The 20,786-nt window shown below is 67.1% G+C and carries 20 protein-coding genes; 13 read left to right on the forward strand and 7 right to left on the reverse strand.

Translation table 11 applies throughout. The annotated features are described in order from the left end of the window. Positions 1-71 precede the first annotated feature (71 nt). Positions 72-2,681: an Rne/Rng family ribonuclease gene (locus tag AC07TU_RS00825; protein WP_495186020.1), complete on the reverse strand. Its 2,610-nt coding sequence runs from the start codon at positions 2,679-2,681 to the stop codon at positions 72-74. A 463-nt stretch (positions 2,682-3,144) separates the two neighbouring features. Between AC07TU_RS00825 and AC07TU_RS00830 the strand changes: the two genes are divergently transcribed. The 4 genes from AC07TU_RS00830 (at position 3,145) to AC07TU_RS00845 (ending at position 8,968) form a co-directional block, all read left to right on the forward strand. After that, a complete protein-coding gene (locus tag AC07TU_RS00830) occupies positions 3,145-4,392 on the forward strand; it encodes an N-acetylmuramoyl-L-alanine amidase (RefSeq protein WP_495186021.1) in 1,248 nt (415 codons plus the stop codon). 96 nt (positions 4,393-4,488) lie between these two features. Further along, positions 4,489-6,999, forward strand: a complete 2,511-nt coding sequence (locus AC07TU_RS00835) for a penicillin-binding protein 1A (protein WP_495186022.1) — start codon at positions 4,489-4,491, stop codon at positions 6,997-6,999. Between the two features lie 65 nt (positions 7,000-7,064). Continuing rightward, positions 7,065-8,192, forward strand: a complete 1,128-nt coding sequence (gene prfB / locus AC07TU_RS00840) for a peptide chain release factor 2 (RefSeq protein ID WP_495186023.1) — start codon at positions 7,065-7,067, stop codon at positions 8,190-8,192. Continuing rightward, on the forward strand, positions 8,189-8,968 hold the full coding sequence (locus AC07TU_RS00845; RefSeq protein ID WP_495186024.1) for a class I SAM-dependent methyltransferase: 780 nt from the start codon (positions 8,189-8,191) through the stop codon (positions 8,966-8,968). The genes prfB and AC07TU_RS00845 overlap by 4 nt, the downstream gene beginning before the upstream one ends. A 2-nt stretch (positions 8,969-8,970) precedes the next feature. On the opposite strand, the gene AC07TU_RS00850 is transcribed toward AC07TU_RS00845, so the two are convergent. Further along, on the reverse strand, positions 8,971-9,369 hold the full coding sequence (locus tag AC07TU_RS00850; RefSeq protein WP_495186025.1) for a JAB domain-containing protein: 399 nt from the start codon (positions 9,367-9,369) through the stop codon (positions 8,971-8,973). Between the two features lie 150 nt (positions 9,370-9,519). Between AC07TU_RS00850 and AC07TU_RS00855 the strand changes: the two genes are divergently transcribed. The 7 genes from AC07TU_RS00855 to AC07TU_RS00885 all read left to right on the forward strand — a co-directional run bounded on the left by AC07TU_RS00855 (position 9,520) and on the right by AC07TU_RS00885 (position 17,147). After that, complete coding sequence (locus AC07TU_RS00855; protein WP_495186026.1) at positions 9,520-10,314, forward strand: thymidylate synthase; 795 nt, start codon at positions 9,520-9,522, stop codon at positions 10,312-10,314. Continuing rightward, positions 10,311-10,787 carry a dihydrofolate reductase gene (locus tag AC07TU_RS00860; protein ID WP_495186871.1) on the forward strand — a complete coding sequence of 159 codons (477 nt, stop codon included), beginning with the start codon at positions 10,311-10,313 and terminating at the stop codon, positions 10,785-10,787. Before AC07TU_RS00855 ends, AC07TU_RS00860 begins: the two co-directional genes overlap by 4 nt. 102 nt (positions 10,788-10,889) lie before the next feature. Continuing rightward, a complete protein-coding gene (locus tag AC07TU_RS00865; protein ID WP_495186872.1) occupies positions 10,890-12,062 on the forward strand; it encodes a dipeptidase in 1,173 nt (390 codons plus the stop codon). A gap of 189 nt (positions 12,063-12,251) precedes the next feature. Then, complete coding sequence (locus AC07TU_RS00870; RefSeq protein WP_495186027.1) at positions 12,252-13,181, forward strand: bifunctional riboflavin kinase/FAD synthetase; 930 nt, start codon at positions 12,252-12,254, stop codon at positions 13,179-13,181. A gap of 69 nt (positions 13,182-13,250) precedes the next feature. Beyond that, positions 13,251-16,160 carry an isoleucine--tRNA ligase gene (gene ileS, locus AC07TU_RS00875; RefSeq protein WP_495186028.1) on the forward strand — a complete coding sequence of 970 codons (2,910 nt, stop codon included), beginning with the start codon at positions 13,251-13,253 and terminating at the stop codon, positions 16,158-16,160. Beyond that, on the forward strand, positions 16,157-16,687 hold the full coding sequence (gene lspA, locus AC07TU_RS00880; protein ID WP_495186029.1) for a signal peptidase II: 531 nt from the start codon (positions 16,157-16,159) through the stop codon (positions 16,685-16,687). Before ileS ends, lspA begins: the two co-directional genes overlap by 4 nt. Further along, on the forward strand, positions 16,680-17,147 hold the full coding sequence (locus AC07TU_RS00885) for a DUF3035 domain-containing protein (RefSeq protein ID WP_495186030.1): 468 nt from the start codon (positions 16,680-16,682) through the stop codon (positions 17,145-17,147). Before lspA ends, AC07TU_RS00885 begins: the two co-directional genes overlap by 8 nt. A gap of 89 nt (positions 17,148-17,236) precedes the next feature. Here the strand turns inward: AC07TU_RS00885 and AC07TU_RS00890 are convergent, their stop codons facing one another. The 4 genes from AC07TU_RS00890 to AC07TU_RS00905 form a co-directional block, all read right to left on the reverse strand. Further along, complete coding sequence (locus tag AC07TU_RS00890) at positions 17,237-17,965, reverse strand: TorF family putative porin (protein ID WP_495186031.1); 729 nt, start codon at positions 17,963-17,965, stop codon at positions 17,237-17,239. A gap of 250 nt (positions 17,966-18,215) precedes the next feature. Then, a complete protein-coding gene (locus AC07TU_RS00895) occupies positions 18,216-18,674 on the reverse strand; it encodes a RidA family protein (RefSeq protein ID WP_066571765.1) in 459 nt (152 codons plus the stop codon). Then, positions 18,671-19,318, reverse strand: a complete 648-nt coding sequence (locus AC07TU_RS00900; protein ID WP_495186032.1) for an HAD family hydrolase — start codon at positions 19,316-19,318, stop codon at positions 18,671-18,673. Before AC07TU_RS00900 ends, AC07TU_RS00895 begins: the two co-directional genes overlap by 4 nt. Further along, on the reverse strand, positions 19,315-19,587 hold the full coding sequence (locus tag AC07TU_RS00905; protein WP_495186033.1) for a DUF3572 family protein: 273 nt from the start codon (positions 19,585-19,587) through the stop codon (positions 19,315-19,317). Before AC07TU_RS00905 ends, AC07TU_RS00900 begins: the two co-directional genes overlap by 4 nt. Before the next feature lie 41 nt (positions 19,588-19,628). Between AC07TU_RS00905 and AC07TU_RS00910 the strand changes: the two genes are divergently transcribed. After that, a complete protein-coding gene (locus tag AC07TU_RS00910) occupies positions 19,629-19,991 on the forward strand; it encodes a response regulator (RefSeq protein ID WP_495186034.1) in 363 nt (120 codons plus the stop codon). Between the two features lie 114 nt (positions 19,992-20,105). Here the strand turns inward: AC07TU_RS00910 and rpmG are convergent, their stop codons facing one another. Beyond that, positions 20,106-20,273 carry a 50S ribosomal protein L33 gene (gene rpmG, locus AC07TU_RS00915; protein ID WP_066571778.1) on the reverse strand — a complete coding sequence of 56 codons (168 nt, stop codon included), beginning with the start codon at positions 20,271-20,273 and terminating at the stop codon, positions 20,106-20,108. Positions 20,274-20,462: 189 nt separating this feature from the next. On the opposite strand from rpmG, the gene AC07TU_RS00920 reads away from it, so the two are divergent. After that, complete coding sequence (locus AC07TU_RS00920; protein ID WP_066571779.1) at positions 20,463-20,780, forward strand: hypothetical protein; 318 nt, start codon at positions 20,463-20,465, stop codon at positions 20,778-20,780. Positions 20,781-20,786: the final 6 nt, after the last annotated feature.

Raw genomic sequence — 20,786 nt, forward strand, 5'->3', positions numbered from 1 at the left:
GACGGGATGGATCGGGCCGAATGAACGGCGCGTGAGCGGCGGGAATGGGATCATTCCCGCCGCTCGACACATCATGCCCCGAAGGTGCGCTGCCACCAGCCGCGGCGCGGTTCGCCATCCTCACCGACAGCGCCGGCTTCCGCTTCGCCGTCGGCCGGGACCTGCTCGGCAACGGCGGGCTCCAGATCCTGCGCGACCGGCGCCTTGGCGCGGCTGCGGCGCTTGGGCTTGGCCGGTGCTTCGTCGGCAACCGGCTCGGCCGCCGCCTCGACCACCGGCTCCGGCGCAGCCTCGACGACGGCAGGCGCTTCCGCCTCGGCCTTCTTGCGGCGCGTGCGCTTGGGCTTGGCAGGCGCCTCTTCGGCAACCGGCTCGACCGCCGCCTCGACCACCGGTTCCGGCGCAGCCCCGACGGCAGGCGCTTCCGCCTCGGCCTTCTTGCGGCGCGTGCGCTTGGGCTTGGCAGGCGCCTCTTCGGCAACCGGCTCGGCCTCGACCGCTACCGGCTCGACGTCCTCGACCGGCTCGGCGGTCTCGGTCTCAGCAGCTTCGCCGCCCTCGCCGGCCGCGCCACGACGGCCACCGCGGCGGCCGCGGCGGCGGCGCTTGCGGGTCTCGCCTTCGTCAGCCGCACCTTCGACGGGTGCTTCGGCTTCCGCCATCTCTTCCGGCTCGGCCTCGCCATCCTCGTCGGCCGCATCCGCAGCCTCCTGATGCTCGCCCTGCTCCTCGTCGCGGCGGCCGCGGCGGCCGCGGCGGCGACGGCGGCGCTTGCGGCCGTCACCCTCAGCCTCGCCGCGATCGCTGCGCTCGCGGCGCGGCTCGCGGGCCTCGACTTCCTCTTCGTCCTCTTCCTCGTCGATCTCCTCGACGATGTCCTCCTCGATCTCCTCGATCGCAGCAGCGAACTTGGGTGCATGCGCCGGCGGCGGGCCGCTGGCCTCGACCGACATGCGCGCGCCTTCGAGTTCGCCGTCCGACAGGATCTCGACGGTCACGCCATAGCGATCCTCGATCTCGGCGATGTCAGCGCGCTTCTTGTTGAGCACATAGAAGGCCGCTTCCTGGCTGCAGCGCAGCGTCAGCAGCGAGCCGCGGCCGCGCGCGGCCTCGTCCTCGATCAGGCGCAGCGCCGACAGACCCGCCGACGAAGCGGTGCGGACGAGCCCGGTGCCCTCGCAATGCGGACAGGTAACGGTCGACGCCTCGAGCACGCCGGTGCGCAGGCGCTGGCGGCTCATCTCCATCAGGCCGAAGGCGCTGATGCGGCCGACCTGGATGCGCGCGCGATCGTTCTTGAGCGCTTCCTTCATCGCCTTCTCGACCTTCCGGACGTTCGATCCGTGGTCCATGTCGATGAAGTCGATGACGACGAGGCCGGCCATGTCGCGCAGGCGCAGCTGGCGCGCGATCTCCTGCGCGGCCTCGAGATTGGTCGCGGTCGCGGTCTGCTCGATATTATGCTCGCGCGTGGAGCGCCCCGAGTTGATGTCGATGCTGACCAAAGCCTCGGTCGGATTGATGACGAGATAGCCGCCCGATTTCAGCTGCACCACCGGATGGTACATCGCCGCCAGCTGGTCCTCGACATGCGCGCGCTGGAACAGCGGCACGGCATCCGAATAATGCTTCACCTTCTTGGCGTGGCTCGGCATCAGGAGCTTCATGAAGTCCTTGGCGTGGCGGTAGCCCTCCTCGCCCTCGACGATCACCTCCTCGATGTCGCGATTATAGATGTCGCGGATCGCGCGCTTGATCAGGTCACTGTCGCCATAGACCAGGGCGGGCGCCGACGACTTCAGCGTATTCTCGCGGATCTCGTCCCACAGGCGGGCGAGATAGTCGAAGTCGCGCTTGATCTCGGTCTTGGTGCGCTGAAGCCCCGCGGTGCGGACGATGCAGCCCATCGTCGGCGGAAGCTTCAGGTCCGACATGATCGACTTCAGTCGCTTGCGGTCGGCAGCGCTCGAAATCTTGCGGCTGATCCCGCCGCCATGCGCGGTGTTGGGCATCAGCACGCAATAGCGGCCGGCAAGCGACAGATAGGTGGTCAGCGCCGCACCCTTGTTGCCGCGCTCTTCCTTGACGACCTGAACCAGCAGCACCTGGCGGCGGCGGATCACGTCCTGGATCTTGTAGCGGCGGCGCAGGTTCATGCGGCGCTGGCGCAGCGCCTCGACCTGATCGTCGCTGCCCTTGCGGCCGCGGCGGCGGCGGCCGCCATTGGCGGCGGCGCCTTCCTCGCCCTCCGACGCTTCGGAGGCTTCCTCGTCCTCGTCGGCCGGACGCTCGACGACCTCGACGTCGCCATCCTCGGCGCCGTCATGCTCGTCGTCATGGTAATGATCGTCGTCGCCGTCAGCTTCTTCGCGCAGCGCCGCTTCCTCGGCGGCATGCTCGGCCTCTTCGCGCAGCAGCGCGTCGCGATCCTCCTTGGGGATCTGATAATAATCGGGGTGGATTTCGCTGAAGGCCAGGAAGCCGTGGCGGTTGCCGCCATATTCGACGAATGCCGCCTGGAGCGAGGGCTCCACGCGGGTCACCTTGGCCAGATAGATATTGCCCTTGAGCTGCTTGCGCTCGGCGGACTCGAAATCAAACTCCTCGATTCGGTTCCCTTTGACGACCGCCACGCGGGTCTCTTCCCGGTGGCGTGCGTCGATCAGCATACGCATGGTCATTTAATGTTCTCCGGGCGCGCCGAGCGGTTGTCAGCCGCGGCACGCGGTCAATGATGCCGACTGCGCAGCTAGTGGCGGCGCGGTCGAAATGGGTTTGAAGATTTGCGTCTGCTGCAAGCGCACGTCCGAGCCCGCGGCCCGGATGCTTCACCGTCGCGTACCGGCCGGCTGGAACAGCCTGGCGATCGGAACGACGGGAAAATTGCGACATCACAGCATCAACCTGAATTACCGCCGAAACATGGTGGCGGCGACTGGCCGGCACAAGCCGGTCGGCGATGCGTAGCACCCTGCAACCGGCCGCGCAACGGATCAGCCCGCGAAGCCCCGGACGGCAAGACCCTGCCACCCATTCCGGCAAAAACGTGCCGAACTGCAAATTAACCCTGCTGTTTCACCTCGTTTGAAGCCACTTCGTCCTAGTCGTGCTCCGGTCAGGGATTTGATCAGTGAGTAAACGTGCATGCTTTTGGGCTGGACCCCCCCCAGCCCGGCGCGGCATATCGCCCGGGTGTCCTTCTTCCTTGCCCTCCTCGCCGGCTTTCTGTCCGGCGCACCGAGTTGGGCAGGCACGATCCGCGAGATCGACGTTCAGTCGAACCGCATCGTCATCCGCTTCGATGAGCGGGTGGCGGCGGCGAGCAGCTTCGTCCTGGCGGGTCCGAACCGTATCGCGCTCGATCTTGCGGGCGCGGCGCCGGGCGCGCGTGCCGATGCCGGCGGACTGGTCAACGGCGTGCGGCAGGCGCAGCGCGGCGACGGATCGCGCGTGGTGTTCGACCTCGCCCGTCCCGCAATCGTGACGCAGGGCCGCTTCTCCGCCGACGGCACGGCGCTTACGCTCGAGCTGCGCACGGTGGACGATTCGCGTTTCGCCCGCGCCGCGGCAGAGGGGCGGATGAGCTTCCTGCCTCCGTTCAGCTTCACGCGCGCGTCGAGCCGCCACAGCTACAGCGTCTCGGTCCCCGTGCCGTCGCGCCCGGCCGCGTTCAAGCTGCCGCGCATCCAGGGCAATGACGACAGCCGTCCGCTGGTGGTGATCGACGCCGGCCATGGCGGGCACGATCCCGGCGCCATCTCCAGCGACGGCCTTCAGGAGAAGGACCTGACGCTCAAGACCGCGCGTGCGATCCGCGACGAGCTGCTCTCCTCGGGCCGCGTCCGCGTCGCAATGACGCGCGAGGACGACCGCTATTTGCTTCACCGCGACCGGTTCGAGATCGCGCGCAAGCTCGGCGCTGCGCTGTTCATCTCGATCCATTGCGACGCCGCGCACAATGCCGAGGCAAGCGGCGCCACCGTCTACACCCTGTCCGAGATCGCGTCGGACAAGGAAGCCGCGCGCCTCGCCGCACGCGAGAACAAGTCGGATCTGCTCTCGGGCATCGATCTGGCAGGACAGAATCGTGAGGTCTCCTCGATCCTGATCGACCTGACCCAGCGTGAGACGATGAACAGCTCGGCCAAGTTCGCCCGCCTCCTCGGCCGCGAGGCGCAGGGACTGATGCCGGTCAAGGACAATTACCACCGCATGGCGTCGCTGCTGGTGCTGAAGGCCCCGGACGTGCCGTCGATCCTGTTCGAGACCGGCTATATCTCGAACGCGAAGGACGCGGCCTTCCTCAATTCAGCCGAGGGCCGCCGCCGCGTGGCGGAAAGCGTGAGCCGCGCGGTCGCGATCCATTTCGCGACCCGGATGGCAGCGCGGTAAGTTTCATCCGCTCGCGCGGATGCGGCGCCGTCCCTTCAAACAACCCGCCGCATCACCGGCTGGCAAGCCCGCTCAATCCTGCTAAACCCCGCCCCAATGGCGGAAGCGACCGAACCCAATTTCACGCTCAAGTTCACGCGAGGGGATGCAGGAGGCCGCTTTGCGGCCCTCCGCAAACGCTGGTGGTTCAAGCTGCTTGCATGGCTGGCGCTGCTCTCAGGCGTCGGCACGGCGGTGCTGTGGGCGCTGTTCCTGCGCGACCTGCCCTCGGTCGACATGCTGCGCGCTTATGAACCGCCGCTCCCGACCAACGTTCGCCAGGCGGATGGCTCACCGCTGCGCAGCTATGCGCGCGAACGCCGGGTCGAGCTCTCCTACGACGAATATCCCAAGCTGCTCGTCGGCGCGTTCCTTTCGGCCGAGGACAAGACCTTTTTCGAGCATGGCGGCGTCGATTATCCGGGCCTGGTCCGCGCGGCATGGCAGGGGATGACCAGCGGCGAGACCCCGCGCGGCACCTCCACCATCACGCAGCAGGTCGCCAAGAACCTGCTGCTCAACAACGAGGTCAGCTACGTCCGCAAGGCGCGCGAGGCGATCCTTGCATTCCGGATCGAGAATTCGCTGTCCAAGGAGCAGATCCTCGAACTCTACCTCAACCAGATCGCGCTCGGCCGCAACGCGTTCGGGGTCGAGGCCGCGGCGCACGCTTATTTCGACAAGGGTGTAAGCGAACTCACGCTGCCGCAATTCGCCTATCTCGCGATCCTGCCCAAGGGCCCGTCCAACTATATGCCCGAGCGGCATGCCGACCGCGCCATCGAACGGCGCAACTGGGTGCTCGGGCAGATGCTCGCGAACGGCTATATCGACCAGGCCGCGCATGACGAGGCCGTCGCCGCCCCGCTCGGCGCGGTGCCGCGCAAATCGCCCAGCACCGATCCGCTCGGCGGCTATTTCATCGAGGAAGTCCGCCGCCAGTTGCTCGACCGGTTCGGCGAGACCGAGAAGGCCGGGCCGTACAGCGTCTATGCCGGCGGCCTGTGGGTGCGCACCTCGTTCGATCCGGAGATCCAGAAGGCGGCGCAGAAGGCACTGCGCGACGGCCTGCTGCGCTACGACCGCGGCCGCGGCTGGTCCGGCCCGATGCGCGAGGTGAGCTTCGAGGGCGACAATTGGCGCGCGGCGCTGCTCAACACCAACATCAACCTCGATTATGAGGATTGGCGCCCCGCCATCGTGATCTCGAAGAGCGGCGGCAGCATCGAGCTTGGCTTTGGCGACGGCCGCACCGGCGCGCTCCCCGCCTCGGGCGCGCAGATGCCGGTACGCGGCCAGGGCGGTACGGCGTTCAGCGCGCTGAAGCCCGGCGACGTGATCGCGGTTGCGCCTGAAGGCGGCGTGTTCGGGCTGCGCTCGATCCCCAAGGTCTCGGGCGGCATGGTCGTCGAGGATCCCAGCACCGGCCGCGTCCTCGCGATGCAAGGCGGGTTCGACGCGACCGTCCAGGCGTTCAACCGCGCCACCCAGGCACAGCGCCAGCCGGGCTCAACGATCAAGCCGATCGTCTATTCCGCCGCGCTCGAGAACGGGATGACCCCGGCCTCGATCATCGTCGACGGTCCCTTCTGCGTCTATCAGGGCGCCTCGCTCGGCCAGAAATGCTTCCGCAATTTCGGCGGGACGCGCGGTGCGGGACCGCACACGATGCGCTGGGGTATCGAACAGTCGCGCAACCTGATGACCGTGCAGGCGGCGAACACCACCGGCATGGAAAAGGTGGTCGATCTGATGCAGCGCATGGGCGTCAGCTCGCAGAAATACCCGCCCTACCTCTCCTACTCGCTCGGCGCGGGTGAGACGACGGTGATGCGGATGGTCAACGCCTATTCGATCCTGGTCAATCACGGCCGCGCGCTCACGCCGTCGCTGGTCGATTTCGCGCAGGACCGCAAAGGCAAGGTGATCTGGCCGCAGAACTGGCGCGCATGCGACCGGTGCAACATGCCCGACTGGGACGGGAAGGCGATGCCGCGCCCGGTCATCCGCTCGCGCCAGGTGGTCGATGCGATGACCGCCTATCAGATGGTCCACATCACCGAAGGCGTGATCCAGCGCGGCACCGCGACGATCCTGCGTGACCTCAATCGCCCGATCATGGGCAAGACCGGCACGTCGAACGGCCCGCGCGACGTGTGGTTCATCGGCGGCACGCCGCAGATGATCGCCGGCATCTATGTCGGCTACGACACGCCGACCAACCTTGGCGGCTATGCTCAGGGCGGAACGCTCGCCGCACCGATCTTCAAGCAGTTCGCGCAAAAGGCGTTTGAGGGGCTCGACGTGCTGCCCTTCACCGCACCTGCGGGCATCCGCATGGTCCGCATCGATCGCGCCAGCGGCCGCCGCGTCTATGGCGCGTGGCCGGGCACCGACCCCAAGGCCGCGGTGATCTGGGAAGCGTTCAAGCCCGAGAGCGAACCCCGCCGCCGCGCCCGCCGCAGCGACGAAGTCGAGGCTCCGAAGGCCGAAGCGACGAAGAAGGCCGCACGTCAGGATGGCCCGCGCGACAGCGACTTCTTGCAACGCGAGGGCGGAATCTACTAGCGCGACGCCTATATTGCCGGCCCGACCGCCGCCGGCGCCATGGAATAGTTTGAAAGGTTACAACGATGCGCGCCGAAGCGCAGGCATATGCCGACAAGATCAATGACGCGCTCGCGCTGCTCCGCCGGTTCATCGACTGGGACAAGGCGCTGCGCCGGCTCGACGAGCTCAACGCGCGCGTCGAGGATCCGACGCTGTGGGACAATCCCAAGGCGGCGCAGGATGTGATGCGTGAGCGCCGCCGGCTCGATGAATCGATCACCGCGACCCGCGCGATCGAGCGCGAGCTCGCCGACACGTCCGAGCTGATCGAGATGGCCGAGGCCGAGGGCGACGAGGAAATGGCGGTCGAGGGCGTTGCGGGCCTCGCCGCACTCGCCGCGCGCGCCGATGAGGACAAGGTCAAGGCGCTGCTCTCGGGCGAGGCCGATGGCAACGACACCTACCTCGAAGTCCACTCCGGCGCCGGCGGCACCGAGAGCCAGGACTGGGCCGAGATGCTCCAGCGCATGTATACGCGCTGGGCCGAGCGCCACGGCTTCAAGGTCGAGCTGATGGACTACCACGCCGGCGACCAGGCCGGGATCAAGTCCGCAACCTTGCTGATCAAGGGCGAGAACGCATACGGCTATGCCAAGACCGAGAGCGGGGTGCACCGTCTGGTTCGCATCTCGCCCTATGACAGCTCGGCACGCCGCCACACCAGCTTCTCGTCGGTATGGGTCTATCCGGTGATCGACGATTCGATCGACATCGAGATTCTCGAGAGCGACCTCAAGATCGATACCTATCGCGCATCGGGCGCAGGCGGGCAGCACGTCAACACCACCGATTCGGCGGTCCGCATCACCCACGTGCCCAGCGGGATCATCGTCGCCAGCCAGCAGGACCGCTCGCAGCACAAGAACCGCGCGACCGCGATGGGGATGCTCAAGGCCCGCCTGTACGAGGCCGAGCTGGCGAAGCGCGAGGCGGCGGCGATGGGCGAGTACAGCGCCAAGACCGAGATCGGCTGGGGCCACCAGATCCGCTCCTACGTCCTCCAGCCCTATCAGCTGGTGAAGGACCTGCGCACCGGAACCACTTCCACTGCGCCCGCAGATGTGCTCGACGGAGCACTCGACCCGTTCATGGCAGCTGCGCTATCACAGCGCGTGACCGGCGAAACGGTCGAGGTGGAGGACGTGGATTGAGGCCAAAGGGCGCCTCGCTGCTGTTGCTGGGTGCCCTTGCGATCGCAGGGTGCGACGCCACCGAGCCGCGCCCGGCGCCCAAGCCCGAACAGGAGCAGGAGCTCCATTTCCCCGCCGCCGACCGCCCGGTCGCCACCATCGTCTCCGCGCGCTGGTCGACTGAGGAAGCGCGCGACCGGCTCAACGAAGCCGATGCGGTGATGGATCTCGCCCAGATCAAGCCCGGCACCACCGTCGCCGATATCGGCGCGGGCGAGGGCTATTACACGATCCGCCTCTCTGCCCGCGTCGGCAAGCGCGGCCGGGTGCTGGCGCAGGACATCATCCCCGGCGTGCGCGACGCACTCGCCCAGCGCGTATCGCGCGAGCGGCTCGACAATGTCAGCGTCAAGCTCGGCGAGCCTGAGGATCCCAAGCTGCCCGACAACAGCTTCGATCGCATCCTGATGGTGCACATGTACCATGAGATCGAGGATCCCTATGAATTCCTCTGGCGGATGCGTCCCTCGCTGCGTCCCGACGGCCTCGTCGTCGTGGTCGATGCCGATCGCGAGACGCAGAATCACGGTACGCCGCCCGAACTGCTCGAATGCGAGTTCGCCGCCGTCGGCTACAAGCTCGTGACCAAGCGCGACATGCCCTCGGCGGGCGGTTATCTCGCCATGTTCAAGGCGGAAGGGCCGCGCCCCGAGCCCGAGGCGATCCGCGCCTGCCGCTTCCGTCCCTCGCCAAAAAGGGCCGGCGCCCCCGCGCCCAAATCGACCACGGACGAGTAAGCCTAGAGCAGCCCCGCGGCGCGGAAGCTCCACGCCTCGTCCCGTCCCACCACCAGATGTTCGTGCAGCCGGACGCCGAGCGCACGCAGCGCATCGGCCAGCCGCCGCGTCGCGTCGCGATCGGCGCGGCTGGGCCAGGCTTCGCCGCGCGGATGGTTGTGCGCCATCACCACCACTGCCGCATCCAGGCTGAGCGCGTCGATCGCCACGCGCCTGACGGGCAGGTCGACCGCGTCCGTCGCCTTTCCACGCGCATGCCGGATCCCCAGCATCCTCCCCTCGCGGTCGCAATAGGCGAAGGCGGCGACCTCGACCCTTTCCCCGGCGACGCTGTCCGCGACAAGTCTGCCGATCGCTTCGAACGGCGCGCCGGGGGATGGGAGAGACGCTTGCGACGCCATGACACCAAACTTCCGGAACGCGCCGAATCCGTCGAGCGCAACCGCCTCCACTGCGGAGTGGCATTGCTCCATAATGGATGAAAGACGATCCACAGCTTCGCGCCCGCCCATGCTTGGCGTCACCCGGGCGCTCGGCTAGGCTGACCCGCGATGCGGCAATATCTCGACCTCATGGAACGGGCATTGGCCCATGGCGCGGTGCAGATGGACCGCACCGGTGTCGGCACGCGCAGCGTGTTCGGCCACCAGATGCGCTTCGACCTGTCCGAAGGCTTCCCGGTGCTCACCACCAAGAAGCTGCATCTGCGCTCGATCATCGTCGAGCTGTTGTGGTTCCTGCGCGGCGACACCAATGTGCAGTGGCTCAACGATCGCAAGGTCAGCATCTGGGACGAATGGGCCGACGACAACGGCGATCTCGGCCCGGTCTATGGCAAGCAGTGGCGCGACTGGCAGGCGCCCGACGGCAGCCATATCGACCAGATCAAGGAGCTGATCGAGACGCTGAAGACAAACCCCGCCTCGCGCCGGATGATCGTCTCCGCCTGGAACCCGGGCGAACTCGGCGCGATGGCGCTGGCGCCGTGCCACTGCCTGTTCCAGTGCCATGTCGCCAATGGCAAGCTCTCGCTCCAGCTCTACCAGCGCTCGGCCGACATCTTCCTCGGCGTGCCGTTCAACATCGCGAGCTACGCGCTGCTCACCCACATGCTCGCCCAGCAATGCGACCTCGAGCCGGGCGAGTTCATCTGGACCGGCGGCGACTGCCATCTCTATTCCAATCATCTCGAGCAGGCCGAGCTCCAGCTCTCGCGCGCGCCCGGCCCGCTCCCGCGGCTCGAGATTCTGCGCAAGCCGGCTTCGATCGACGCCTACGCGTATGAGGATTTCGTCCTCCACGACTATGTCGCCCAGCCGCATATCAAGGCCGAGGTCGCCGTCTGATCAGCTTCCATCTCGCGCGGGCCGATAATGGCGTGATCGGGGTGGACGGACGGCTGCCCTGGCACCTGCCGGCCGACCTCAGGCGCTTCAAGGCGCAGACCATGGGCAAGCCCATGATCATGGGCCGCAAGACCTTCGAGAGCTTTCCGAGCCCGCTCCCCGGCCGCCGCCATATCGTGCTGACCCGCGATGCTTCCTGGCAGCGCGAGGGTGCCGAGGTCGCGACCTCGGTCGAGAACGCGCTGGCGCTTGCGGGCGACCGCGAAATCGCAGTGATCGGCGGCGCGGAGATCTTCGCGCTGTTCCTGCCCCTCGCAGGCCGAATCGAGCTGACCGAAGTCCATCTCTCGCCCGAAGGCGACGCCAGCGTCCCGCCCTTCGGCGCCGAATGGCGCGAAACCGCGCGCGAGGATCATCCGGCCGAGGGCGACCGTCCCGCGCACAGCTTCGTCACGCTCGAACGCTTGACGTAATCGTCACCCCGGACTTGTTCCGGGGTCCAGCTTGCCCCACACAATGCACGACAGCGGCACGATGGATGCCGGAACGAGTCCGGCATGACGGAGGGGGTAATGATGAAACGGAAGTGGCTGCTCTGGGCGCTCGCGCTCATCCTCGTTGCCGCACTCGCCTTCTTCGCGCTCGCCCCCGGCATCGTCGAAAAGGGCATGAACAAGGTCGTCGCGACCAAGCTTCCCACAGTCACGCCAGAGACGCGCAAGCTCCACGCCAGCCTCCAGATCGCCGACCTCCACGAGGATACGTTGCTATGGAAGCGCAGCCTCAACGACCGGTCGGACCGCGGTCAGGTCGACCTGCCCCGGCTGATCGAGGGCAATGTCGCACTTCAGGTCTTCTCCTCGGTCACCAAGACACCCAAGAACCAGAATTACGACGCCAACGGCGCCGACACCGACAACATCACCATGCTCGCGGTCGCCCAGCTCCAGCCGCCGCGCACCTGGACCTCGCTGCTTGAGCGCTCGTTGTTCCACGCGCAGAAACTCGACCGCGCGGCCGCCGCGTCGGACGGCAAGCTGCGCGTGATCCGCACCCCTGCCGATCTCGACGCGCTGCTCGCCGCACGCGCCGGAAAGTCACAGCCGGTCGGCGGCCTGCTCTCGATCGAGGGCCTTCAGAACATGGAGGGCAAGCTCGCCAATATCGACCGGCTGTATGCCGCGGGCTTCCGCATGGCCGGGCTGACCCATTTCTTCGACAATGAGCTGGCCGGGTCGATGCACGGCATCGCCAAGGGCGGGCTCACCCCGCTCGGCCGCCAGACCGTGCGCCGCATGGAGCAGCTCGGCATGGTCGTCGACATCGCCCATGCCAGCCACAAGTCGGTCGCCGAGATTCTCGCCATGGCCAAGCGACCCGTCGTCTCCAGCCATGGCGGGGTGCAGGCTGTGTGCAAGGTCAACCGCAACCTTTCCGACGACGAGATTCGCGGGGTCGCGAAGACCGGCGGCGTGATCGGCATCGGCTATTGGGATGCGGCGATCTGCGGCACCGAGCCGGAGAAGGTCGCCGCCGCGATCGCGCATGTCCGCGATCTGGTCGGTATCGACCATGTCGGCCTCGGCTCCGACTTCGACGGAGCGGTCACCACCGGCTTCGACACCGCGCAACTGGTCTTCGTGACGCAGGCGCTGGTCGATCGCGGCTTCACCCCTGAGGAGATCCGCAAGGTGATGGGCGGCAATGTGCTTCGCGTACTGCGCGCGGGGATCGCGCCGGGCAAATAACTCCTCCCCGGCACGGGGAGGTGGCAGCGCGCAGCGCTGACGGAGGGGCCGCCGCGAAGACGGCGGAAACGGTGTGACGGAGTACCGCCCTCTGCGGGGCGGCCCCTCCACCACCGCCTTCGGCGGCGGTCCCCCTCCCCGTACCGGGGAGGATTTGATTCCTCGCGTCCTGCCCCTATAGGCGCGCCCATGGAGCGGCTGGACGGAGCGGTCGCGGTTCCGGCGCCCTTACGCGGCGGGATCGTCGCGCTCGGCAATTTCGACGGGTTTCACCGGGGTCACCAGGCGGTGGTCGGCCGCGCGATCGAGCGCGCCCGGGCCGAGGGCCGCCCGGCGATCGTCGCCACCTTCGATCCGCATCCGATGCGCTTCTTCCGGCCGGATACCCCACCCTTCCGCCTCACCACACTCGACCAGCGTCAGCGCCTGTTCGGCGAGGCCGGCGCCGATGCGATGCTCGTCTTCGGCTTCGATGCCGCCCTCGCCGGGCTTTCGGCGCGTGAATTCGCCGATCAAAGGCTGATCGGCCTGATCGGCGCGGGTGGCGTCGTCACCGGTGCCGATTTCACCTTCGGCAAGGGCCGCGACGGCGACGTCACGGTGCTCGCCGCGCTCGGCAAGGTGCTTGGCTTCAGCACCGACACGGTCTCTCCCGTCACCGACGGCCCCGAGCCGATCTCGTCGAGCCGCATCCGCGAGGCGCTTCAGGCCGGCAAGCCGCGCGACGCCGCTGCGCTCCTCACCCGTCCCTTCGCGATCGAAGGCGTGGTCGAGCCGGGCGCGAAGCTTGGCCGCGAGCTCGGCTTTCCCACCGCCAACCTCCAGCTCGGCAATTATCTCCGCCCGCGCTACGGCATCTATGCAGTGCGCGGGCATCTGCCGGATGGCCGCATCCTCGACGGCGCCGCCAATCTCGGCGTCCGCCCGAGCTTCGACCCGCCGGTCGAGCTGCTCGAACCCTATTTCTTCGACTTTTCGGGCGACCTCTATGGCCAGACCATCGAGGTCGAGTTGATCGAGTTCATTCGCGACGAGGCGAAGTTCGATTCGCTCGATGCGCTCAAGGCGCAGATCGCCGCGGATTGCGATGCGGCGCGGGCCGCGCTGCGAATTAGCTAGCCCCTCCCGGCCGCGGGAGGGGCATCACGCTTTCACCTTCCCACGCTTTCCTCTAATCGGCCGAAACGCATGACCGAAAACACTGACTCGCAGCGCGACTGGCGCGACACCGTCTTCCTTCCGAAGACCGACTTCCCGATGAAGGCGGGCCTTGCCGCCAAGGAGCCCGCGATCCTCGAGCGCTGGGCGCGCATCGGCGTCTATGACCGGCTGCGCGAGCAGCGGAAGGGACGCGAGCGCTTCATCCTTCACGATGGCCCGCCCTACGCCAATGGCGACCTGCATATGGGCCACGCCATGAACAAGATCCTCAAGGACATCGTGGTCCGCAGCCAGAGCCTGATGGGCAAGGACGCGCCCTATGTGCCCGGCTGGGACTGCCACGGCCTGCCGATCGAGTGGAAGATCGAGGAAGCCTATCGCGCCAAGAAGCTGAACAAGGACGAGGTTCCCCCGGCCGAGTTCCGCGCCGAATGCCGCGCCTATGCCGCGAAATGGGTCGATATCCAGCGCGAGCAGTTCAAGCGGCTGGGCGTCACCGGCGACTGGGACGATCCCTACCTCACCATGAAGTTCGACGCCGAAGCGACGATCGCGGGCGAGCTGCTCAAGTTCGCGACCAGCGGCCAGCTCTATCGCGGCGCCAAGCCGGTGATGTGGTCGCCCGTGGAGAAGACCGCGCTGGCGGAGGCCGAGGTCGAATATGAGGACGTTGTCTCGACCCAGATCGACGTCGCGTTCGAGATCGTCGAGGCGCCCAACGCCCCCGAGCTGGTCGGCGCCCATGCGGTGATCTGGACGACCACGCCGTGGACGATTCCGGTGAACCAGGCTTTGGCTTACGGGCCTGAGGTTGAGTACGTTCTAGTGACGGTGAGGGCTCCAGGTGCGCCCGTCGCGACAAGTTCCAGTGCAGATCCAACATTTGTAATCGCGGAAGCGCTAGTTGATGCATTCGCCGCTCGGCACAAGGCAGAGATCGCAAGGGCTAATGCGGACTACGCCTCCCATTTACAGTTTGTCCGCGGCGCAACCTTCAAGGGCTCCGACCTCGCCAACGCCGTAGCCCGCCACCCGATGCACCATCTTGGCGGCTTCTTCGCCAAGCCCCGCCCCTTCCTGCCCGGCGATTTCGTCACCACCGACGCGGGTACCGGCCTGGTCCATATGGCGCCGGACCATGGCGAGGACGATTTCGAGCTGTGCAAGGCGCATGGCATCGACCCGGTCTTCGCGGTCGATGGCGCGGGCATGTACCGCGCCGACTGGGCCTGGCTCGGCGGTCAGGGATCGGTGATCAACAAGAAGTTCGTCGCCAGCGACGGGCCGATCTGCACCGACCTGCGTGAGGCCGGCGCACTGCTCGCCGCGACCGACGATTTCGCGCACAGCTATCCGCATAGCTGGCGCTCCAAGGCCAAGATCATCTTCCGCGCCACGCCGCAATGGTTCATCCCGATGGACCGCCCGGCAGGCACCGTCGCGCAGGCCGAGGACGAATCCGTCGCCGGCGCCGCAGGCTTTGCGGGCTTCGCACCGATCGCGCCGCACAATGCCCCCACCCTTCGCGGCCTCGCGCTCGACGCGATCGAGCGTACGCGCTGGGTGCCCGAGCGTTCGATCAACCGCATCCGATCGATGGTCGAGGGGCGCCCGGACTGGGTGATCAGCCGCCAGCGCGCCTGGGGCGTGCCGATCCCGCTCTATGTCCACCGCCAGACCGGCGATTACCTCCGCGACGAAGCGGTCAATGCCCGCATCCTCGACGCCTTCCGCCAGGGCGGCGCCGATGCGTGGTTCGGCGCGGATCATCAGGCTTTGCTCGGCGCCGACTATGATCTCGCCGACTATGAGGTGGTCAACGACATCCTCGACGTGTGGTTCGACAGTGGCTCGACCCACAGCTTCGTGATCGAGGCGCGTTACGGCGAAGGCGTTCGCGCCAACCTGTATCTCGAAGGCTCCGACCAGCATCGCGGCTGGTTCCAGTCGTCGTTGCTCGAAAGCGCCGGCACGCGAGGCCGCGCGCCCTATGACGCGGTGCTGACGCACGGCTTCGCGCTCGACGGGCAGGGCCGCAAGATGTCCAAGAGCCTCGGCAACGTCGTCGATCCGCTCAAGGTGATCAACGAAAGCGGCGCCGACATCCTGCGCCTCTGGGTCGCACAGACCGACTATTTCGACGATGTCCGCATCGGCAAGGAAGTGCTGGGCGGCACCGGCGACGCCTACCGCAAAATCCGCAACACCTTCCGCTATCTGCTCGGCGCGCTCGACGGCTTCACCGATGCGGAAAAGGTGGACGTCAAGGCGATGCCCGAGCTGGAGCTGTACGTGCTCCACAAGCTGGGCAACCTCGATGTCGAGCTGCGCTCGGCGGCGGAAGCCTATGAGTTCAACCGTTACGCCCGTGCGCTGTCGGACTTCATGAACGAGGACCTGTCGGCCTTCTTCTTCGATATCCGCAAGGACTGCCTCTATTGCGACGCGGAGAGCGATCCCAAGCGGCGCGCCTATCGCACTGTGCTCGACCTGCTGTTCCATGCGCTGGTCCGCTATGCCGCGCCGATCCTGGCCTTCACCGCCGAGGAAGTGTGGCAGAGCCGCTATCCGTCCGAGGACGGGTCGGTCCATTTCCTCGAATGGCCCGAGCTTCCCGCCCTGCCCGGCGACGACGCGATCAGCACCGAATGGGCCGATATCCGCGCGCTGCGCGAGAAGGTGACCGAGGCGATCGAGCCCCTGCGCCGCGAGAAGACGATCCGGTCGAGCCTGGAGGCCGAGGTCACGGTGCCCGGGATGCTGCGGCCCGCCGCCGAGCTGGCCGAGGTGTTCATCGTCGCCGATGTGAAGCTCAAGGACGGCGAGGTGACGGTGTCGCGCACCAGCCATGAGAAGTGCGGCCGCTGCTGGCGCTTGCTGCCGGAGGTTGAAGCCGACGGCGCGCTGTGCCACCGCTGCACCAAGGTGACCTCATGAATCGCAATCGTACCCTTGGTTTCGCGCTCGCCGCGCTGATCTTCATCGCCGATCAGGCGGTGAAGGCGTTCGTCGTCGAGGGGCTGGGCATCGCCTATCCGGGCGCGGTGCGTGAGATACTCTCGTTCTTCGACCTGCGCTTCGTCGCCAATAACGGCGTGTCGCTGGGCCTGCTGGCCGCGGAGACCGAGCTGATGCGCTGGGGGCTGGTGGTGATGACCGCGGTGATCGCGATCGGCGTCGGCTTCTGGATGGCGCGCGAGAAGAACCGCGGCGACCTGCTCGCGCTGGCGCTGGTGCTGGGCGGCGCGCTCGGTAACATCGTCGATCGCGTGCGCTTCGGCTATGTCGTCGACTATGCCGATCTGCACTTCGGCGAATGGCGCCCTTTTTTGGTCTTCAATGTCGCCGATGCTGCCATTACCATCGGCGTCGTGATCCTGCTCATCCGGGCGCTGTTCGTGCGTGAAAAACCAAAGGCCGAAGCAAGTGCCGACGCTGCCCCTGTGGAGAATGCCAATGCGTAAATCCGTCCTCATCGCCGCCGTCGGCGGATCGGCGATGCTGCTCGTCAGCTGCGGCAGCGGCGGCATGCTCAACCGCAAGCGCCCCGACGAGTTCGCCGTGGCGCGTCAGGCGCCGCTGGTGATCCCGCCCGATTTTGCGCTCCGTCCGCCCCAGCCCGGCGCCCCGCGCCCGCAGGATTCGGGCGGCCCGTCGCAGCAGGCGCTCGACGCGCTGTTCGGCGGCGCAGCGCAGCGCAGCGCGTCCGAACAGGCGGCGATCCAGGCTGCAGGTGGCAACAGCGCCGCCGATGTCGGCGTCCGCTCCTCGGCGGGCAGCCCGGGCACCAATGTGATCGACAAGGGCAGCACCACACGCGACATCGTCGCCGCGCCGCAGGGCGATGGCCGCGACGCGCGCACCGCGACGGGCGCGGCGCCTGCAACGCCCGCGCCGACCCCCAGCCCGACGCCGCAGAACTGATCACCCGGCACCACGCCGGGAACGTCCAACAGAAAAGGGCCGCGGAACCCGGTTCCGCGGCCCTTGCCGTTTCTTGAAGCAGCGAACGCTTAGAAGGCGGCGCCCAGCGAGAAGAGGACCGCGCCGTCGGCGCCGACCGCTTCCTTATACCCGCCCAGACGCGGCGCATCGGTGTTGACGTAGGACACGCCGAAGGTCAGCACCTTCCACGTCGCCTCGACGCCGACCGAATAGTCGAACACATCGCCGTCCAGACCGCCCAGGAAGCTGTCGCTCTTGGAGAAACCGAGATGGCCCTTGAGCTTGAACGGGGTCGAGGGAACGGCCACGCCGACATCACCCGACAGATAGACCGCGCTGTCGCCGGCCAGCGAATCCTGCCCGCCCGGCGCCCAGGCCACCATGCCCTTGATCGTCGCAGGACCGACGGTGCCGGTCATCGCGAAATAGGGCTCGATCACCGTCGTGTTCGACGAACCCGGATAGAGATAGACCGTCGCGCCGATATCCGCGGTCAGGCCCGAGGAAACTTCCTTGGCGAAGCCCGCGATCACGTCGATTTCGGTGCCGTTGTTGAAGCCGATGCTCGACCCCCAGGTCCCGACATAGAGGCCGCTCTCATGGGTGACGGTGAAGCCGCCCTGGATCGCAGCTTCCTCGTTCGACTGCGAAAAACCGCGGAAGCGATAGTCGCTGACCACGGTCGCGCTGCCGGTGATGGTGATCGGCGCGGGCGCATCGGTTTCTTCCTGCGCAAAGGCAGGAGTCGCGGTGGCCGCCAGCAGCAGAGCGCCGACAATGGCTTTGGTGAAACGCATGGGATCCCTTTCGTCTAAATGCGAGTGGTCCCAACCTGCCAGCGATCGGGACGCCGCCTTTGGCTCAGGGCCTTCACCCCGGCGCGGCTATTTCCGATTGCTGAGGCGTTTTTGCCGCATTCCGCTGCGCTGCACAATCACCTTTCGTCCGACCGTGACAATTGCGCCGCGGATGTTGCGGCGGTGCAACAGGATTGTCACGGTTGTGACGGAACGGTGCCGACCGCTCCCGCGCCCGGCACCGCTGACTTCAACGCACTGCGACGATCGCGTCGACCTCGACCGCAGCGCCGCGCGGCAGCGCCGCGACGCCCACCGCGGCGCGTGCATGGCGGCCGGCCTCGCCGAACAGCTTCTCCATCAGCTCCGACGCGCCATTGCCGACCTGGGGCTGTTCGGTGAAGCTCGGTGCCGAATTCACGAACACGCCGAGCTTGACGATCCGCTCGACCCGGTCGAACCCGCCCAGTGCCTTCTCGATCTGCGCGACGAGCATCAATGCGCAGCGCTCGGCCGCCTCCTGACCGTAGGCGACATCGCGGTCTTCGCCGAGACGGCCGGTCATCACAGCGCCGTCCTTGAAGGGAAGCTGGCCCGAAATATGGAGCAGCCCGCTCGCCAGCACGGTCGGCACATAGGCCGCGACCGGCGCGGCCGCCTCGGGCAGGGTCAGGCCGAGTTCGGCAAGCTTGGCGTGCACATCAGTCATCTAGCATCTCCCAGGGGTTCAACTTCGGTTGCCGGTTGCCCGGCGGCAAATCGTGCGGAAATCCAGCGCTCCGCCTCGCGCCAGTCGTCGATCCGCGCGTGCGCATAGGGTGCAGCAGGTACGTGCGACGCCATCGCAGGTTCGGACACCATGTGGAGGCGGAAGACGTCGGGCGCGGCACGCGCAACCGATTCGTGATGCTGGGCGAGATCGTCAACGAACACGGCAACGCCCGCGCCATGCTCCTCGACGAGCCGCGCCACCGGCCGCCCCTTGCCGCCCTGATTGCACTCGACGTGATGGACGATGCCGTGCGTGTCGAGCTGCGCGATGCGATGCTCGCGGCAATGATCCTGCAAATTGGTGAGGATGACGATGTCCGCCGTCTGCGCCAGCGCGGCCAGCGCCGCGCGCGCGTGCGGCACCAGTGTCTGCCGCGCCATCTGGCCAGGGAAGAAGCCGTCGAGAAACCCCCACATCGCCTCATGCGTCAGCTCGCCGCCGTCGCGGCGCTTCATCGCATTGGGCCAGTCGTGATTCGACACGTCGAAATCGACGTCATGCGCCTCGTCGAGCCATGCGCTGAAATGCCGCACCATGTGCAGCAGCACCTCGTCGCAATCGCAGATCAACAGCGGCTTCATGCCATCTCCAGCTTCGCGCGAGCGGCCACCAGCGCCGCAGGCTCGGAATCGATCGCCTCGGCACAGGCGACCAGATCGGGCTCATAAGCCTCGAGGAACCCAAGCACCGCCGCGAGCACCGACGGCTCGCCGGCGCGCGCGCGCAGATCGGTTGGGGTGAGGCCCGTCATGTCGAGCAACCGGTGTGCGCGGGTGACATCTGACACCGTCCAGCCCAGCGCAGCGAGCGCCAGTGCGGTTGCGTCCTCATTTGTCTCGCCAGCGCGCATCGCCTAGAGCTTGCCCGACCTCTTTGATGGATAGATTGCGCGTGGCAAAAAGGGTGCTGGTTGTCGAGGACAACGAACTCAACCTCAAACTTTTCTGCGACCTGCTGCGCGCGCACGGCTTCGAAACCTCGCCGGTGCGAGACGGGCGTGAGGCGGTGGCGACCGCGCGGGCCTTCAACCCCGATCTGGTGGTGATGGACATCCAGCTCCCGCACATCTCCGGCCTCGACATCATCGGGCGGATGCGCGGCGACCCGGCGCTCAGGGACATTCCGGTGATGGCGGTGACCGCCTATGCCGGACAGGAGGACGAGGCCCGGATCCGCGCGGCAGGCGCCAACGCCTATGTCACCAAGCCGATCTCGGTGATGCGCTTCGTCCAGGAAGTACAGGCGCTCTTGTGAGCCGGCGGCGCGGGCCGGCGCCGAAACCTCAGGCAAGCGAAAAGGCCGCCAGGCGATTCGCCCGCGGCCTTCAGCCCCGTCGATGCGGGGCGGCGCGATCCGGCCGGAGCCGGATTACTTGATCTTCGCTTCCTTGAACTCGACATGCTTGCGCACGACGGGATCGTACTTGCGGAAGCTCAGCTTCTCGGTCTGGGTACGGGGGTTCTTCTTGGTGACATAGAAGAAGCCGGTGTCAGCAGTGCTGACGAGCTTGATCTTCACGGTTGTCGGCTTGGCCATCGCCCAAATCCTGCAGTTTCGTTCAAAAGAATAAAGCGGCCGCGCGCTGGCAGGCCGCTGTCAGGGGTGGGCGCATGGCCTGAAGGGCTCGCAATGTCAAGCGCGAGGACGAGATTCAAGCCGATTAGCGAGGCATTAACCATGGCTGGCGCACCTTTCCGCGGTGAGGATCGCAGGGGGAGAACCGCGATGACCGATGCACGCAACTGGGTGCTGGCTGATGAGCTTGGCCAGCGAATCGATTCGATCGGCGCGCGTGCGGCGCGGGCCGCGACCGCCGAGCTTGCCGCCGATCTCGACGCAATCCGGCGAATCGCACTCGCCAACGGCATCACCCCGGCACTTCCGGTGGTCCATGCGCTCGAATCGGCGCTTGCCGCCGGCCAGCGCGGGCCGATGATCGCGGACGGGCTGGCGCTGTTGCGCGACGCGGTCAGCTGCGGGCGCGACGATCCGCGCACCGCCGCCGCCTTTACCGCTGCCTGTTCGATCCGCCTCGGCGCCTGATATGGC

This window comes from Sphingomonas sp. GW821-FHT03E12, from assembly GCF_059420685.1.